Origin of the sequence: Gracilibacillus kekensis, assembly GCF_900143085.1 — a bacterium.
In the GTDB taxonomy this organism is placed as follows: Bacteria; Bacillota; Bacilli; order Bacillales; family Amphibacillaceae; genus Gracilibacillus; species Gracilibacillus kekensis.
The window spans coordinates 63,645-80,157 of the sequence record NZ_FRCZ01000001.1 but is presented as its reverse complement, the minus strand read 5'-3'; the positions used below and the strand labels follow the sequence as shown (position 1 = coordinate 80,157).

The 16,513-nt window shown below is 35.9% G+C and carries 14 protein-coding genes and 1 tRNA gene; 8 read left to right on the top strand and 7 right to left on the bottom strand.

Annotated features, from left to right (window positions below):
* The first annotated feature begins 618 nt into the window (after positions 1 to 618).
* Positions 619 to 1,011 (top strand): thiol-disulfide oxidoreductase DCC family protein, encoded by a 393-nt coding sequence (locus BUC25_RS00385; RefSeq protein WP_073200367.1) that lies wholly within the window; start codon positions 619 to 621, stop codon positions 1,009 to 1,011.
* Between the two features lie 44 nt (positions 1,012 to 1,055).
* On the opposite strand, the gene BUC25_RS00380 is transcribed toward BUC25_RS00385, so the two are convergent.
* Entirely contained in the window at positions 1,056 to 2,594 is a 1,539-nt protein-coding gene (locus BUC25_RS00380; RefSeq protein WP_073198609.1) for a glycine betaine uptake BCCT transporter, read from the bottom strand.
* A 226-nt stretch (positions 2,595 to 2,820) separates the two neighbouring features.
* Complete coding sequence (locus tag BUC25_RS00375) at positions 2,821 to 3,315, bottom strand: CotY/CotZ family spore coat protein (RefSeq protein ID WP_073198607.1); 495 nt, start codon at positions 3,313 to 3,315, stop codon at positions 2,821 to 2,823.
* A gap of 280 nt (positions 3,316 to 3,595) precedes the next feature.
* Here BUC25_RS00375 and BUC25_RS00370 point away from each other — a divergent pair, with 280 nt between their 5' ends.
* The 3 genes from BUC25_RS00370 (at position 3,596) to BUC25_RS00360 (ending at position 4,772) form a co-directional block, all read left to right on the top strand.
* Positions 3,596 to 4,000 carry a CotO family spore coat protein gene (locus BUC25_RS00370; protein WP_073198605.1) on the top strand — a complete coding sequence of 135 codons (405 nt, stop codon included), beginning with the start codon at positions 3,596 to 3,598 and terminating at the stop codon, positions 3,998 to 4,000.
* 100 nt (positions 4,001 to 4,100) lie between these two features.
* Positions 4,101 to 4,313 carry a hypothetical protein gene (locus BUC25_RS00365; protein ID WP_073198603.1) on the top strand — a complete coding sequence of 71 codons (213 nt, stop codon included), beginning with the start codon at positions 4,101 to 4,103 and terminating at the stop codon, positions 4,311 to 4,313.
* A 177-nt stretch (positions 4,314 to 4,490) separates the two neighbouring features.
* Complete coding sequence (locus BUC25_RS00360) at positions 4,491 to 4,772, top strand: hypothetical protein (RefSeq protein WP_073198601.1); 282 nt, start codon at positions 4,491 to 4,493, stop codon at positions 4,770 to 4,772.
* A 53-nt stretch (positions 4,773 to 4,825) separates the two neighbouring features.
* Here BUC25_RS00360 and BUC25_RS00355 read toward each other — a convergent pair whose 3' ends face one another.
* The 4 genes from BUC25_RS00355 to BUC25_RS00340 form a co-directional block, all read right to left on the bottom strand.
* Positions 4,826 to 5,500, bottom strand: a complete 675-nt coding sequence (locus tag BUC25_RS00355) for a DUF421 domain-containing protein (RefSeq protein WP_073198599.1) — start codon at positions 5,498 to 5,500, stop codon at positions 4,826 to 4,828.
* Between the two features lie 184 nt (positions 5,501 to 5,684).
* The gene (locus BUC25_RS00350) at positions 5,685 to 6,107 is read right to left on the bottom strand and encodes a GNAT family N-acetyltransferase (RefSeq protein WP_073198597.1); all 423 of its coding nucleotides are present in this window, start codon (positions 6,105 to 6,107) and stop codon (positions 5,685 to 5,687) included.
* 13 nt (positions 6,108 to 6,120) lie between these two features.
* The gene (locus BUC25_RS00345; protein WP_073198596.1) at positions 6,121 to 6,837 is read right to left on the bottom strand and encodes an alpha/beta hydrolase; all 717 of its coding nucleotides are present in this window, start codon (positions 6,835 to 6,837) and stop codon (positions 6,121 to 6,123) included.
* Between the two features lie 99 nt (positions 6,838 to 6,936).
* The gene (locus BUC25_RS00340; RefSeq protein WP_342039378.1) at positions 6,937 to 8,115 is read right to left on the bottom strand and encodes a cation:proton antiporter; all 1,179 of its coding nucleotides are present in this window, start codon (positions 8,113 to 8,115) and stop codon (positions 6,937 to 6,939) included.
* A 157-nt stretch (positions 8,116 to 8,272) separates the two neighbouring features.
* Between BUC25_RS00340 and BUC25_RS00335 the strand changes: the two genes are divergently transcribed.
* Positions 8,273 to 8,881, top strand: coding sequence for a DUF3298 and DUF4163 domain-containing protein (locus BUC25_RS00335; protein ID WP_244535096.1), 609 nt, complete (start codon positions 8,273 to 8,275; stop codon positions 8,879 to 8,881).
* Positions 8,882 to 9,378: 497 nt separating this feature from the next.
* Here the strand turns inward: BUC25_RS00335 and BUC25_RS00330 are convergent, their stop codons facing one another.
* Complete coding sequence (locus tag BUC25_RS00330) at positions 9,379 to 9,909, bottom strand: cell wall hydrolase (RefSeq protein ID WP_073200365.1); 531 nt, start codon at positions 9,907 to 9,909, stop codon at positions 9,379 to 9,381.
* 479 nt (positions 9,910 to 10,388) lie between these two features.
* Between BUC25_RS00330 and BUC25_RS19655 the strand changes: the two genes are divergently transcribed.
* The 3 genes from BUC25_RS19655 to BUC25_RS19500 all read left to right on the top strand — a co-directional run bounded on the left by BUC25_RS19655 (position 10,389) and on the right by BUC25_RS19500 (position 16,401).
* Positions 10,389 to 10,511, top strand: a complete 123-nt coding sequence (locus BUC25_RS19655) for a hypothetical protein (protein ID WP_280174024.1) — start codon at positions 10,389 to 10,391, stop codon at positions 10,509 to 10,511.
* Between the two features lie 64 nt (positions 10,512 to 10,575).
* Positions 10,576 to 10,647 (top strand) — tRNA-Val (locus BUC25_RS00320).
* Between the two features lie 423 nt (positions 10,648 to 11,070).
* Positions 11,071 to 16,401, top strand: coding sequence for a family 43 glycosylhydrolase (locus BUC25_RS19500; protein WP_073198590.1), 5,331 nt, complete (start codon positions 11,071 to 11,073; stop codon positions 16,399 to 16,401).
* The last annotated feature ends 112 nt before the right edge of the window (positions 16,402 to 16,513 follow it).

Here is a 16,513-nt window from a genome sequence, read left to right as displayed (position 1 = left end):
AAACTGATGTATAAGTATTAGCCAAAGTGGTAATTTTGAAATATTTTATTTACTAAATATCCGCTTCGGCTGCCCACTTCCCTTTCCGTGGTTTTTTCCCTTCAGCTAACTTTTTCAAGCAAAGATCGCTTGAAAAAGTGGATCTTCAGGTAAAAAGTTACCACAGGAGTGAAAGCGGGCGGCCTGCGCTATTGAATTATTCTACAATTGTTGCAACAGCTAGCATTTTGAGTTGTTACTTCAATCAACGAAATTTTTATATGAGAGAAATACCATAATGCTACCTCATACTAATGTTGTAGAATATCCAATTAGCGTAGGCGTCCGCTTCTACTCCTACGGGATGTTTTTATCCGAAGATCCACTTTGGTAGGCGGTTTTTGCTTACCAAAGTTAGCTGAGGAGAAAAACCCGTGGAAAGGGAAGCGGACAAGCCGAAGCGGTTTCTTAGCACACACATCATGTCAAAATTACTACCTCATTTATTGCGCAGCATCTGTATATAGCGCAACAATACATCATACATGTTAGAAATTAAGAGGTTATTTATGTCCCAATCTCATTTATATGCAGGTCACCATATACTTTGATATAATTAAGAAAAGGTGAGTGATTATGATGAAACGCATCATTTTATTTGACGGTGTCTGTAATTTCTGTAGTAGCAGTGTTCAATTTATCATTAAGCGAGATCCACATCAAAAATTTCAATTTGCCTCATTGCAAAGTGAAGTTGGACAAAAACTGATTTCAAAATATAATGTCCCAAACGATATCGACAGCATAGTCTTAATTAAAGATAATCGATATTATACAAAATCAACTGCTGCTCTTAACATAGCAAAATCCTTACATCGACTATATCCAGTCTTTTCGATATTTTTACTGATTCCAAAAATCTTACGAGATAAAGTATATCAAATTATTGCGAAAAATCGCTATCGCTGGTTCGGTAAAAAAGATTCTTGTATGTTGCCCAGTCCTGAGGATCGGGAACGTTTTATCGACTAAAAACCCCACTTTATTACTAAAAAGTGGGGTTTTGGTTCACTTTGTTAATTTTTTTCTCTTTTTCTACGTTTTAGTTCATATAATTTTCCTTCTTCTCTAAACGCCTTGATAACAGATAAGACGATCATGATCATAATGATTGCAAATGGAAATGCTGCAATAATGGATGCAGTTTGTAATGCTGCTAGTCCACCTTGCCATAACAAGACTGCAGCAGTACCTGATTGTACGACACCCCAGATCACTTTCACTTTAATATCTGGATTAAGATCACCATTTGTCGTTTGCATTCCTAATACAAAAGTTGCCGAGTCTGCCGATGTAATAAAGAAAGTACTAATTAACAATACGGCTAAAACAGCCATGATTCCAGTTAAAGGGAAGTTTTCTAATACCGTAAATAAAGCTGCTTCTGATCCTGCATCATTAACAATACTGTAAATGTCTATACCTTCATTCATTTCTAGATGGATAGCAGAACCGCCAAATACACTAAACCATAATGCGCCAAATATTGTCGGTACTAATAATACCCCAACAACAAATTCACGAACAGTACGTCCACGTGAAACTCGGGCAATAAACATACCTACAAATGGTGCCCAGGCAATCCACCATGCCCAATAAAAAATGGTCCAATCTTCTAACCATGTAGCATTTTCTTCATTAAAAGGAGCCATTCGGAAACTCATTTCTGGCAGATTAGAAATGTAAGAACCTAATGTTGTTGTAAAGAAATTCATAATAAAGTTTGTAGGACCTGTGAAAAGTAAGAAAAACATCAATAAAATAGCTATTACGATGTTCGTCGTACTAAGTATCTTAATTCCTCTATTTAGTCCAGTCAAAGCAGACATCATATACAATACGGTAACAACTGCAATAATAATTAATTGCAAATAAATGGTATTTGCAATATTTCCTGAGACAAATTCTATCCCGCTGCCAATTTGTTGAGCGCCTAATCCTAATGAAGTAGCAACACCAAATACAGTTGCAAAAACTGCAATGACGTTAATCAAGGTTCCAAATCCCCCATTCATTTTGTTACCATAAAGAGGCTTTAAAGTGCTACTTATTAAACCCGGCTCGTCCTTTCTAAACTGAAAATATGCAAGTGCTAATGCTAAAGTAGCATACACTGCCCATGGGTGGAAGCCCCAATGGAAAAAGCTGTGTTGCATGGAAACTCTGGCAGCTTCTGCTTCTGTTTCTGTTGGAAATGGTGGTAGGTGAAGGTGCCAAATAGGTTCAGCAGCCCCCCAGAAAACAAGACCAATACCCATACCGGCACTAAATAACATACCAAACCATGTTAAGTAGTTGTATTCAGGTTTGTCCCCATCTTTCCCAAGTACAATATTACCGTACTTTGATACAATTAGGAAAATAGCAAAAATTAAAAAGCCTGTAGTTACTAATAAATAAAACCAACCAAAACGTGTAACAAGAAAGCCTTGAATAAGGGTAGTCACGGTATCTAAGTTCCAGTTTGGCCATACATCTGCAGGTATTACTCCCCAGATGATGAATAAGAGTGAAATTGCAAGTGAAATAAAAAATACCTTTGATACTTTTTGCATAAAACCATCCTTTCAAATCTTGAAGTTTTGTGTATGAGTGCACAATATACCTTACCCTATTCTGTCACAAAGTATTCATTTTGCGACACACTGCATCGGATTTTACCAAATACGTATGTATTAAAGCAAGTCTAAAGGTTAATAAAGAGAATTTTTATTAATTGTCTGTGACAAATCAAAAAAACTCTTCCAACTGTTCAGTCGGAAGAGTTTTCAGCAAATGCTTTTAAAGAACAGATACTGCTGGTAAACATGTGATAGCACAGAAACAATTTAAATCTACAGTAATACAAATACCTGTACGTTCCAAATCTGAAACTTGTTCATTGTCAATTTGATCACACGGATCATGACCAGCAGACTCATCATTGTCGAATACTAATAATTCTAATACCGCACAGCAATCTTTATCATCTACTTCATTGACACGGAAAATAAAACTGTCATAGCAATCAAAGCGAGCAGGACCCCCACCTTGTGCACGAACTTCAGCACCATATCCTTTAAATGGTTTCCCTTTTTTATCATATAAAATAAAAGGTACAGTGTCTAAACCATTTCCTGATACCGGTGAAACTAAATCACGAATCGATTGTGCACAACTTACATCACATTGCTGATCTACTACATTATCTTGTGCATCTGCAATGGTACGAACAACATCACATACACAGTTCTTTGTTGCTTCTACGTTATTGTCATCATGGCAATTTTTGCCCATTCTACTACACTCCTTCAGTAAAAAGATTTCGTTAACACTAATAATCTATGATTGATGTGTATTTTCGTATAGACAAATGCCTTGTTTTACCCTAATTGCTTATATATTTTTTCTCACACGTCATAGGCATGTAACATATATATATAATGAGACTTCCAGATGTGGGAGTTTTAGACTTTCAAAACGCATCAGGAAGTTCCCATTTAGTAAATCTTAAATTGGGATATTATGGACGATTACACCGTGATAAGTGTGTAAACAATAAAGGAGGTATTTTAAAGTGGTGGACTCCGTGCAAACCAATAAAGAACTGCCAAAGTTATATATAACGCAACCCGATTTGGCGGAACCTTCTCGATCGATGCAATCTTATTATCAATCAACTAACAAATATCAAAAGAGAGAAGAAAATGACGAAATCGTAAAAAAGCAGAAAGTTGCTTCTGATCAACTAGATAAAAAGAAATTTAAGGATATGACTTTAAAGGAAAAAGTAATTTATTTTGCATCAATGCCTTTTCATGTGCCAAAAGTGAAGTGTGAGCTCCAAACAGAGAGGAAAAAATATGTTGGGATTATAGAAGATTTTCAGAATCAAATGGTGATGGTGAAAGTAGCAAGCAAGCAAGCGCCAGTTTCGATACCTATCGATCATATCAAAGAAATAAATTTAATTGGCTTTTAATAATACAGTCATAGACACTAATATGGTGAATTTGAATATGATGTAACGACTATTTGATCTACACTAAATCTTAATATAAAAGAACGAAGGAGTGAACAGTATGTCAGACAAAAAGAAAGTCATTTATGTGAAAGATCTCGTTATTAAAGCGGATAATGTTCGTATTGAACCAACTCGCCGTCAAGATCCTTTCTTTGGACCTCGAGCAATCGAGGAAGAAGAACAAGTTGAAGAAGAGATTTTGGAAGAGAAAGAGGAAGAAGAAGGCTCTGAAGAAGACAAAGATGATAGACCACCATTTTCCTGGATCTAAAACCGTTAAACAGATAGCTTTCTATAATTTATAGAAATAAGCTATCTTTTTTCTTTGTATGCAGGAAAAGTAGATCGACGAATAGAATTATGTTGAGTATAACCCTACAAAAAAATGATTAAACTTTCGAAATAATGGGTATAGAATATTAATAGCATGAAAGGGGAGGGAGAAAAAATGGGTTACATTATGCCTGTTGAGAATTATCAGTATCAGCAATATCATAATCGTGTTACCAAAAATGAGCGAGACCCATTTCCAATTGAAAAGTTACACCCAATCCAGTTCAGCATGCGTTATAAGCAAGAACGATCCAAAGAAGAACAAAAAAGAAAGTATATTCCGAAAACAAAACAAAGAAATATGAACCGAATTCCCGAAGAAGAGAATTATCATCCAAAACAAAAGATTTATGCTGAAGTTACCGGAAAAGGTGTAAACTTTCAGGCAAAAGTGTAGCCAGGTGCCTCAAGCACTGGCTTCTTTTTTTCTCGAATTAGTAGACGATACCTTTAATTACTTTGTACGAACAGTTGATTATCTTTAGTAAACTCTGCATAAAATACTTCCTCAACAGAATTAATTTTTTGTTTCTTTAATTCCTTCTTTAACCATTGTTCATCTTTACCTATCTCTTTTAGACTGTCTATGATTGGTTCCCCATCATTTATGACCATAAATGGCAAATAAACTTGTTCTTTTGGTAATTTAAAGTCCGTTCTAGTCGGTTGTTGATCTGCTGATTTTTTCAATACGGAGACGGTACCATCTGATTCCAGAATAGCATAGTCTACTTCTTGTACAGAGAATACATCTTTAGAACGTAATAAGTGTAATAGTTGATTCATGTCCAGTTTAGATTTTTTCATTTCCTCTCTTTGAATGTTTCCTTTATGAATCACCATCGATGGGCGACCTTCTAAAACGGCTCGGGTTTTTTTGAATTTTTGTGTCGTTAATTCAGTGATATATAATAATGCACCCCAGATAGCGACTGCAAAACCGACTTGTCTTATTCCTACTTCATTATCATATAAGGCATTCCCAACTAACTCACCAAGAATAAGGGCCGAAATGAAATCAAACGCAGTTAACTGTTTAATTTGTGTTTTCCCTAATAGTTTGGCAAGAACAAATAACATAATAAAACCAAAAACGGTTTCGATAAAAATAGAACGATATTCCATCTTTGTTTCTCCTACCTTTATGCTTATTTATTTTTTATCAGCATGTACAAAAATCAATAAATACATACATATAGTTTGGTAAGAGAAACAAGAAAAGGCGAATATAGTGTTTATAAAAAAGAGTTCCGTATGACTTATTCATCCGGAACTCTCATTGCATAATATAGGAAGTTGATTTCTTCAATTACAAGGATTTCATCATGGAGACATGCGGAATGCCAGCATCCATAAACTCACCTGAAATGGTCTTATATCCAAGAGATTGATAAAACGCCTCAGCATGAGTTTGACCGTTTAACTTCGTTTTGTCCAACCCTTTCTCTTTTGCTACCTTCTCCATAAAAAAAATGATATCTTTGCCATACCCTTTTCCTCGAAAAGTTTCTAATACACAGACACGTTCTAATTTTGCGTAATCTTCGACAAATCGCATTCTACTTGCTGCCACAGGTTTTCCCTGTTGGTAACCAACAAAATGTATCGCTTCTTTCTCCAAATCATCAATTTCCAATTCTTCAGGGACGCCTTGTTCTTCAACAAAGACTGTAGAGCGTACTTGATAGGCATCTTGCAACTTTTGTTCAGAGTTAACCACTTTTATTTCCATTTTCAATTTCTCCTTATCCTAACATCTCAATTAAAATTTTTTTTAAATCCTTTTGCCAGTATTTCCAAGTATGATTACCAGTAAATTCATCATATTGATAAGTATTAAGCTTTCCTTCTAATAACTGATTTAATGTTCGATTAGGTGTTAAAAAATCAGAAACCTCTCCGGAAGTGGTGTGTACTTCTGTTTCTTCTGTTCCAATCGAATGAAATACTTCTAAATTACTAAAATTGTTGACATGTTCAGCCTGAGTTAGAACTTTTTCATTCACATATGGTGATTGCATGATCACAATATCGAATGTATCAGGAAATTGACTAGCTACTATAAAGGCTAACGTACCAGCCAAAGAATCACCAATAAGTGCTCGCTTAACTGGCGTAATATGCAACGCATCTTCTACGAATGGGAGAGCTTCTTTGACAAGAAATTGGATATAATCATTGTTTTTCTTGCCGTTAGGATGGTATTTGTCTTGCCGGTCATATTTATCCTGATAATGGATCCCTACAAATATCGTTGGTTCAATCTCCACCTCTGCGTGGAGCTGATCACTTAATGTTGCGACACGTCCCATTTGAAAATAGTCATCACCATCTTGCATGAAACATAGTTGATAATCTTTAAAAGGTGTAAATCCTTCAGGAACATACCATTTTATTTCTATTTCTTCTTGTAGATAGTTACTGTTAATTTTGGCATCGTTCATTGTTCCATTTCGTCCCAAGAAAATCCCCTCCTGATCTCATAAAAAGTGTATCACATTTCACAGATATTTGAAGAACAATGCTTCGTCTGCATATGAAAGCATATATGTGAGAATTTATTATTTTAAAAGTTTCCTTGATATAGGGGCCATACTCAGACTCTGAACGGTTAAAGATAATAGCACCACCGTAAAACTTACAGCTACCATCCATTCACTGTCAATACCGCTAGCATTTTTTGCATATAGTGTTAGGATTAAGAAAACAGACATAGAACCTTTTAGGCCGGCCCAAGAAATTAGGAATTGATGTTGCCATGGTAATTGATGGACTACTTTTGTTATAACAAAGACAATAAACATTCGCACAATAATCATAAAAATAAAAATGACTAAAGCATATAACCAAAAATTGATGGCAATGTATTCGGTAATTTCTATCCCAATTACTAAAAATAATATAGCCAACAAACTAATCTCAACAATTTTCCAAAAGCCATCTAACGATTCTCGGAAGTGCTCCTCCTTGATCGCACGTCCATATTCAAAAGAAATCATCATTCCGCTAGCAACGGTTGCTAATACACCTGAAACATGAAACGCTTCAGCAATTAAAAATGAGCCATAGGCCAAAATGATACTTAACATAATTTGATATTGGCGGTGATGGGAATAATGAACAATTTTGCTGACTAAATAACCACATACCAATCCAACCACAACCCCACCAAGTGAGACGAGAAGAAATTCACCTAAGAAAGATATAAGGGAAAAACTTTTTTCTTGGTTAGCAACCGAAAATAATGTTGTAAATAAAACAATACTTGTACCATCGTTTAACATTGATTCACCTTCGACCGTATCAGCAATTTGGTCATTACCTGTTGCTTTTTTAATAATAGAGACAACAGAGATTGGGTCTGTAGGTGTCAATATTGCAGCAACTACTAATGCACTTGCAAAGCCTATTGGTGCAATTAGCCATGTCAAAGTACCTAATAAAAATACTGTAATTATGATTCCGATTGTGGCCAATGTCAAAATTAATCCTGCATTTTTTTTCAAATCTTTTATTGGAAACTGATAAGCAGAAACAAATAATAAAGCAGGTAAGAAAATATGATAAATTATATTTTCAGTAATTTGAATGGAATCGAAAAAAGGCACAAAGACAAGACAAATTCCGATTATTACCAATATTGTAGGAACAGGAAAATTTTCTTGTTTTGTATCTATCGTAAATATAATATAGCCGATTAATAGTAAAATAATAATCTGTTCAATTGTCAATGGTAACACCTTCTTTTTTTTTTGGTATAATTCATTTATTCCCATTTACAGAGAAAGAAAACGATGCATGTTTCCATGAAAATGACACAACCTATACAAAAAGGATGTGTGATAATTGAAGAAAATGAGTTGTGTGTTCATAATTTTGTGTCTGTGTATGGGGGGGGTGAATTTATCTGTATCTGCAAAAAGTCAAACCGCACTTGTAACAGATGAATTGTTTAAGGATATGGAACAATTAAAATATCCAATTGTTTCTGAAGTAGATAACGAAGATATGGAAATAAAAATCAATAAAGACTTCGAAAAATATATTAAAGAATCGTATAAAGAATTAAAAGAGAATGAAACACAAGCGGAAAAGTATGGTTTTCAAGGGGACTACCAAACCGATTATCAGGTAAAATATAATACATCTCCATGTTTAAGTATAGTAACCAGTAATTACATTTTTAGTGGGGGGGCGCACGGAAATACCACCGTTCAATCTTTTAATTATGATATCGAAGTAGGTAAACGCGTTTACTTAACGGATATTTTAACTACTGATGAGCAAAAAAAAGCAGTACAAGATTATGTATGGGAATATGCAATCGAGCGACCAGACATTTTTTACCCAGATTTAAAGAAGGAAGATATTAAATTAACGAAAGATACAGCCTTTTATTTTACAGATGAAGGGATTACACTTGTCTTTCAACAATACGAAATTGCACCATATGTTTCCGGAAATCAAGAAATTCATACTCCAACAGATGTGTATAAGAAAAGTTGATAAAAAATGAGGAAAATCGCGCCATATAAGGAGACTACGCAATAAAGGATGTAGTAATTTTGACATGTTGTTAGTGCATAGAAACCGCTACGGCTTGTCCACTTCCCTTTCCACGGGTTTTTCTCCTCAGCTAACTTTGGTAAGCAAAAACCGCTTGCCAAAGTGGATCTTCGGATAAAAACTTCCCGTAGGAGTTGAAGCGGACGCCTTCGCTAAATTGATATTCTACAACGTTAGTATGAAGTAGCATTATGCTATTTCTATTACGCAAAAAGAAATAATAAAGGTAACAGCTCAAATTGCTATCTGTCACAGTAGTTGTAGAACAGATATATTAGCGCAGGCCGCCCACTTTCACTCCTGTGGGAAAACCCACGGAAAGGGAAGTGGGCAGCCGGAGCGGATGTTAACCAGTTTAAACCATTTCAAATTTTCCACTCAGTTTATTACATAGTATCTTCCTAATGCGCATAAAAATTTCTTTGGTCTCAACTTCTTTATTTTGCAAATACGTGGTTCCCGATTTTAATGGTTGTTTTTGTATCAAAAATCCAATCACTAACTGCTGTATTTGGATTATAGAAATAAATAGAACCTTGTCCCTGTCCTCGAAAAGCTATTGCTTCTTCTACAGCTTTTTTGGCTTCTGCATCCGCACGTTTATTAATTTCTCCGTTCGCAACCGGACTAAAAGCATGGATAGCACCATTACTATACGTTTCGTGAATAACAGCATTAATGGAATCAGGAAAATCGTTATGATCTACACGATTCAAAATTACTGTCGCGACTGCAACCTTGCCAGCATATGGCTCTCCTTTTGCCTCAGCATGAACAAGTCGGGCCATTAATTCTTTTTCAGATTTAGAAATAGTAGCCGGGATCGTTAATTTTGCTCCTGGATATAAAAGACTGCTGCTGTAGTTATTAGTCTGTAATAATTGATGAACAGATACGCCCTGCTGTTTGGCAATTTCCCAAAATGAATCCCCTTTTTTTACTGTATAGGCATTTGCAAATCCTGGCATAATTGTCACAGACACTGCAATGATAAGACTTACTATAATTAAATGAATTCTTTTTTTATTCATGTATTTTCCCTCCAATTTTATTCTAGTTAAAAGATTAGCAAATGTAATATAATAAAACAGTAAGTTATTTTTACCAATTATGAGAAAGACAGAGTATACTTTACACAGAAAAGTTTTCCATTGGTTCTTGAACTGGTTTAAAAAACTAATAATAGAAAAAATGTCCTTGAATATGGCATTTGTAATCTTCTTGTAACAGTAACATTCTTTTGATCAAATTACGGCTAAGAGAGGTGTGAAATATGTTTAGCAAAAGAAAAGGGTTTACAATATGGCGAAAAACGCTGCTCTTTAGGTATCCTGTAATTGATATAGAAAATCAATATATGGAGGCCAACGTATTTTTTAAGAATAAAAAATACTTAACTATTCATGTGGATGTGAAAAGAAATCTCGAGTGTATGGAGGGAAATTTGATGAAATTAAATAATAGATTAAAGAAAGATCATCAAATGACTGAAGCAGAGCTCAAAGATATAAAGAGACACAATGCGAAATATTTACTGAAAAATAAACTTAATCATACGGAAACGGATTGACAAGTTACCGGATGTTTTCTATATTTATTAGTAGTGGTAAACGTCGCATCAAAGCGAAAATATTGATCTGATAGTTCAGCGGGAGAACGCTTGCTTGACAGGCAAGAGGTCGGGGGTTCAAATCCCTCTCAGATCACTACTTTAAGACACATTCGATAACTTTGAATGTGTCTTTTCTATTTACATAACTAACAAACACAAAAAAAAACACACTAATTCAAAAGAAAATGTATTAAATTCACTTGTCTGTGCCATGACAGGTGGATTATATTGTCGTTTTATATAAAATAAAATTAAAAAGTAAAAAAAGTTATATTTTTTAAAAAATAATTCTATTAAATTCATCACTATTAAATGAAATAATATACGAGTGATTTATTTCATTTTACTGTTTTATGTAAATTTCTACTTACTTTAAACAGTAAACAAACTATCGAAAGAGGTGATGTTTGTTCATAAAAAAAGCGAAGGAGGTATAAAGTAGAAGTTTATTAGCTTTGTGAAAAATTCTATGAACCATTGGTCTTAATTGAAAATGAAAAGGAGAAGGTAAACTAAAATGAGGAATAAATTATTTGTATTTTTGATAACGCTTACATTACTGGTCTCTTATGGTCCAAATCCTAGTGCTCTAGCACAGGAAGCTAATAATCTTGCAGCAGAAAATCCTGTGATTTGGGCAGATGTACCAGATCCAAGTGTGATCCGTGTCGATGATACGTATTACATGTCAAGTACTACCATGCATATGAATCCAGGCGTGCCTATTATGAAGTCAAAGGATTTAGTGAATTGGGAAATTGTTAATTATGCATATGATATCCTCGATAGAGGGGAAGAACAAGCGTTAAGAAATGGTCAGAACGAGTATGGTCAAGGATCATGGGCAAGCAGTCTGCGCTATCATGAAGGTACATTTTATTTAGCTTTTGCTTCCAACAGCACTGGTAAAACATATATTTTACAAACGGATGATATTGAAAATGGAGATTGGGAAAAAACTACGTTAAATAATCTTTACCATGACATGTCTTTGCTGTTCGATGATGATGGACGAGTGTACATGGTATATGGTGGTACGGATATTAGAATCATTGAGCTTACATCTGATGCAACCGCTATCAAGGAAGGTGGACTTGATAAAGTTCTTATCCCTGATGCAGGATCAATAGCTGGTTCAGAACATATCCTTAATGCAGAAGGTGCACACCTTCAAAAAATTAATGGTAAATATTATGTGTCCCTCATATCGTGGCCACAAAATGGTGGAAGAACTCAATTAGTCTACCGTTCTGACAGTATAGATGGAGACTATGAAGGGAAAGTAGTGTTACAAGATTCTGGTATCGCTCAAGGTGGAATGGTAGATACTCCTGACGGACAATGGTATGGTTTTTTGTTTGGTGATAGAGGTTCGGTTGGGCGAATTCCTTACTTAGTACCTGTTACTTGGGAAGATGATTGGCCAGTATTCGGAGTTGATGGTGAAGTTCCGGATGAGTTATCTATAACTGCAGAAGGGTCTAATTCAGTTAGTAACATTGTGCAATCCGATGAATTCTATCAATCACCTGACAGCAGTGATTCAGCAAGTGCGTTAGCTACCAGTGAAGATACCATAGAAGATACTTCTTCATCAAATGAAGAGGGAATGATGGTAGCTGCACAGGAATTATTAGATGTGGAGAAAGGGACTGAATTGCTTGAAAATGGCGGTTTTGAAGATGGACAAGAACCATGGTCTGTAAATGGAGCTGCTACTGTTCAGGTCACTGATCAAGAAGCAAAGAGTGGATCAAACAGTCTATTGGTGACAGACAGAGTGGCAACAGGGGACGGACCGAAACAAGTTATTACCGATGAAGTCCAAGCAGGAAATACGTATGAATTTTCAGCACAGGTAAAATATACAGAAGGACCCGATCAAAAACAGTTTAATTTTAATATACAACATGGACCAAGCTGGGAAGGCATCGAAGTGATTGGATCTGGAACGATTAACAAAGGGGAGTGGGGAACTGTTGAAGGAACTTACACGATCCCGGAGGATGTAGACTTTTCGGAAACCTTTATTTTCATTGAGACTCCTTGGGTATCTGAACCCGATTCAGAAGTAGACTTATTTGATTTTTATGTCGATGATATTTCATTCGTAGATATTACACCAGACCCTAATTTAATAGTAAACGGTGGCTTTGAAGATGGAATAGAACCATGGACAGAATATCGAAATGCAAGTGTTGAGGTAACGGATCAAGAGGCAAGCAGTGGATCCAACAGTTTATTAGTATTTGATCGTCAGGCAACCGTTGACGGTCCACAACAAGATTTAACAGATAAAGTGGTAGCTGGTGGAACATACGAATTTTCAGCGAAAGTGAAATATACCGAGGGGCCAGATCAGAAAGGATTTAATTTCAACATTCAAAATGGACCATCTTGGGAAACGATTGAAGTGATCGGCTCTAGCTCAATTACAAAAGGTGAATGGGGAACAATTGAAGGAACGTACACCATTCCAACTGACGCCGATATGTCAGAGTCATTCGTTTTTATCGAGACATCTTATGCAAATCCTGCAGATCCGGTCAATGATTTAATGGATTATTATGTGGATGATGTATCTTTTACACAAATAGCTGCACCAGAACCTGAGCCAGACACAGAAAAAAATGGAGAGTATGAGGATAATGGTTCGAATCTTGGTATAACCTGGCAGTGGAACCATAATCCTAATAATAATTTCTGGTCACTGACAGACCGTTCAGGTTATTTAAGACTAACCAATGGCAGAAAAAGTACTGGCATACATGATACGAGAAACACGCTTACCCAAAGAACATTTGGTCCTGAAAGTTCAGGGGAAGTAGCAATAGACGTAAGTAATATGGAAAATGGTGATGTTACTGGTTTAGCGGCTTTCCAAGAGAATTATGGATTTGTAGGGGTGAAAATGGAAGGTGATTCTAAATCTATTGTTATGGTAAATGGTGATTCTGAATCAGAAGAAGAAATAGAGACGATAGAAATCGACCAAAACAAAGTGTATTTAAAGGTTGACTTTGATTTTAAAAATCAAACAGACAAGGCATATTTTTATTACAGTCTTGATGGCGTAAATTGGACAGAAATAGGCAATACCTTACAAATGGAATACACACTTCCTCATTTCATGGGTTATCGTTTTGCCTTGTTTAATTATGCAACACAAGAAACTGGAGGATATGTAGATTTTGATTATTTCAGAGTAAATGATAAGATTACAGATTCTGAATCCTCCCAAACAGTATTAAACGCAAGCTTAGGGGATGTTTCCGACATTGTTGGTGCACCGAATGTTGAATTTGAGGTACCACTTGAAATGGATGCTCTTCCTGAAGGAAACCACACGTCAATTGCTGCTTCTATTGATATTCCAAAAGGATTATCCGTATCGGGAGTCGATTTTAACGAAGATAATGTTGTTGGTGACAGTACGTTTAGTTTTGAGAATAATCAATTAAAATTGAATGTCAATGGAGAGGATGTCCACTTTAGTAACGATTCCTCTAATTTATTTGCGACACTGAAGTTAAAAGTAGCGGATTTTGTTACAGAAGATCGGACAGAGGAACTAAAGATCAATTATATCGACGTAACGAGTAATCAAGATGTAACATACAATGTACATGAAGCTACAGCCAGTATAGGGTTAACATTACTGGATACAGAAGCGCTCGCAAAAATACCAGGATTCAAAAACCCATTAATTAGCCACAAGTATGGAGCAGATCCAAATGCTTTAGTTTATGAGGACAGAGTATATATCTATTTAACAAACGATCAAGTGGAATACGATGATAACGGGAATATTATTGATAACAATTATGGAAGTATCAATACCATAACCGTTATTTCTTCAGATGATATGGTCAATTGGACAGATCATGGTGCCATACCAGTTGCAGGGCCAGATGGTGAAGCAACATGGGCGACTAATTCGTGGGCGGTATCCATTGGTAAGAAAGAAATTGACGGTAAAGATAAATTCCTTTTATATTTTTCAAACAATGGTTCTGGAATTGGTGTATTAACAGCAGATTCGCCTCTTGGACCTTGGGAAGATCCGATAGGAGAACCTTTGATTGATGGAAGTACTCCTGGTACGGAGGGAGTTGTCTGGATTTTTGATCCGGATGTATTAATAGATGATGATGGTGAAGGTTATCTCTATTATGGTGGAGGAGTTCCTGGTGGAAATAACCCAACACAAGAGCAAGCAGAACATCCTCAAACAGCCAGAGTAATAAAATTAAGTGATGATATGATTCATACAGAAGGTGAAGCAAAAGTAATTGATTCTCCGTTCCATTTTGAGTCGAGTGGAATCCATAAACACGATGGAAAATATTATTACTCGTACAGCACTAATTTTTCTGGAGTGCGCGAGGGGGATGATCCAAAGTATGCTGAAATCGCTTATATGGTAAGTGATGATCCAATGGGTCCATTTAATTATGTTGATGCTGTTTTGAAAAATGGATCTGAATTTTTTGGAGTTGGTGGCAACAACCATCAAGATTTCTTTAAATTTAAAGATCAATGGTATATCACGTACCATGCTCAAACTTTAGGAAGGGCTTTAGATGCAGTAAATGGTTATCGTTCGCCTCACCTTAATAAGGTAGAATATTATGAGAATGGGGACATAAAAGACATTACTGCAGATATGGAAGGTGTTTCACAACTTCAGAATTTAAATCCATTTCAAAGACATGAGGCCGAAACCATTGCATGGAACTCAGGGATAGCAACAGAGGATTCAGAAGCACCAGGCAACATGGTCGAGCATGTTAATTTGAATGTAACAGATATTCATGAGGGTGATTGGCTAGCAGTATCAAATGTTGATTTTGGTAAAAATGGTGCTCAATCTTTTGAAGCAAATGTTGCTTCTACAGTTGGTGGTAAGATCGAACTTCGCATAGACAGTCCAGTAGGTGAAGTGATCGGTACAGTGGAAGTGGATGCCACTGGTGGAAACCAAGATTGGAACTTAATAGAAACAGATCTATCAAAAATCACAGGTGTTCATAATGTGTTCTTCATGTTTAAAGGAGACAGTGAAGAAGAGTTATTTAATTTCGATTACTGGAAGTTTACGGAAGCTGAAGAAGATAGTATACCTGATGAAGAGACAACAGAACTCGAATTAGGTGGAGAAGGACAAATAGTTGCAGCTGGTAAAACATACACTATAGCTGGTACTAATGCCAATATAACAATGCCAACGGATCTGCCTGAAGGAGCCAAAGTCATTGTGACACCTAAAGATGTTGAGGATACAAATTACGAAGGCTTAACTCCTGTGGGTGAAATATTAACGTTCACATTTGAATATCCTGATGGATCGACTGTTCCATCGAATAACTTTACCTTAGAGTTAGGTTATAACGACGATGTTGAAACAGATGCTCTTGCAATCTACTATTACAGCGAAGAAGCGGATCAATGGGAAAAACGTGGTGGAGAAGTGAATGAAGATAATCAAATAATATCGTTATCAGTTTCTCATTTCTCAACATACGGTGTATTCGTACCTGTCGAAAGTTCAGACGGAGAAGACGGTCAAGATGGAGAAGATGGCCAAGACGGAGAAGACGGTCAAGATGGAGAAGATGGCAAAGATGGAGAAGGTGGTCAGGACGGAGAAGATGGTCAAGATGGAGAAGGTGGTCAGGACGGAGAAGACGGTCAAGGTGGAGAAGACATTCAAAACGGAAAAGATGATCAAGATCAAGAACTTCCTGATACCGCTACAAGTCTATTTAATTATTTAATCATTGGGTTAGTGTTTTTAGTTTTAGGTGGAGTCACTCTATTAGTTCTTAGAAGAAAAAAGTTTTTGTAAGAAGTTTAATTGGTAAATGAAATGAACGAAATAATGAGATTTCTCTCAGTGGGGTTAACCCCCGCTGAGAGTTTTATGTTGTTAACACGCTGAACTTCTTATTTCACTGTGA

Bases quoted from the DNA above. Each gene is read 5' to 3' on its own strand.
- BUC25_RS00385 (WP_073200367.1), top strand. From the start codon at position 619: ATGAAACGCATCATTTTATTTGACGGTGTCTGTAATTTCTGTAGTAGC.
- BUC25_RS00380 (WP_073198609.1), bottom strand. From the start codon at position 2,594: ATGCAAAAAGTATCAAAGGTATTTTTTATTTCACTTGCAATTTCACTC.
- BUC25_RS00375 (WP_073198607.1), bottom strand. From the start codon at position 3,315: ATGGGCAAAAATTGCCATGATGACAATAACGTAGAAGCAACAAAGAAC.
- BUC25_RS00365 (WP_073198603.1), top strand. From the start codon at position 4,101: ATGTCAGACAAAAAGAAAGTCATTTATGTGAAAGATCTCGTTATTAAA.
- BUC25_RS00360 (WP_073198601.1), top strand. From the start codon at position 4,491: ATGGGTTACATTATGCCTGTTGAGAATTATCAGTATCAGCAATATCAT.
- BUC25_RS00355 (WP_073198599.1), bottom strand. From the start codon at position 5,500: ATGGAATATCGTTCTATTTTTATCGAAACCGTTTTTGGTTTTATTATG.
- BUC25_RS00350 (WP_073198597.1), bottom strand. From the start codon at position 6,107: ATGGAAATAAAAGTGGTTAACTCTGAACAAAAGTTGCAAGATGCCTAT.
- BUC25_RS00330 (WP_073200365.1), bottom strand. From the start codon at position 9,909: ATGCCAGGATTTGCAAATGCCTATACAGTAAAAAAAGGGGATTCATTT.
- BUC25_RS19655 (WP_280174024.1), top strand. From the start codon at position 10,389: ATGAAATTAAATAATAGATTAAAGAAAGATCATCAAATGACTGAAGCA.
- BUC25_RS19500 (WP_073198590.1), top strand. From the start codon at position 11,071: ATGAGGAATAAATTATTTGTATTTTTGATAACGCTTACATTACTGGTC.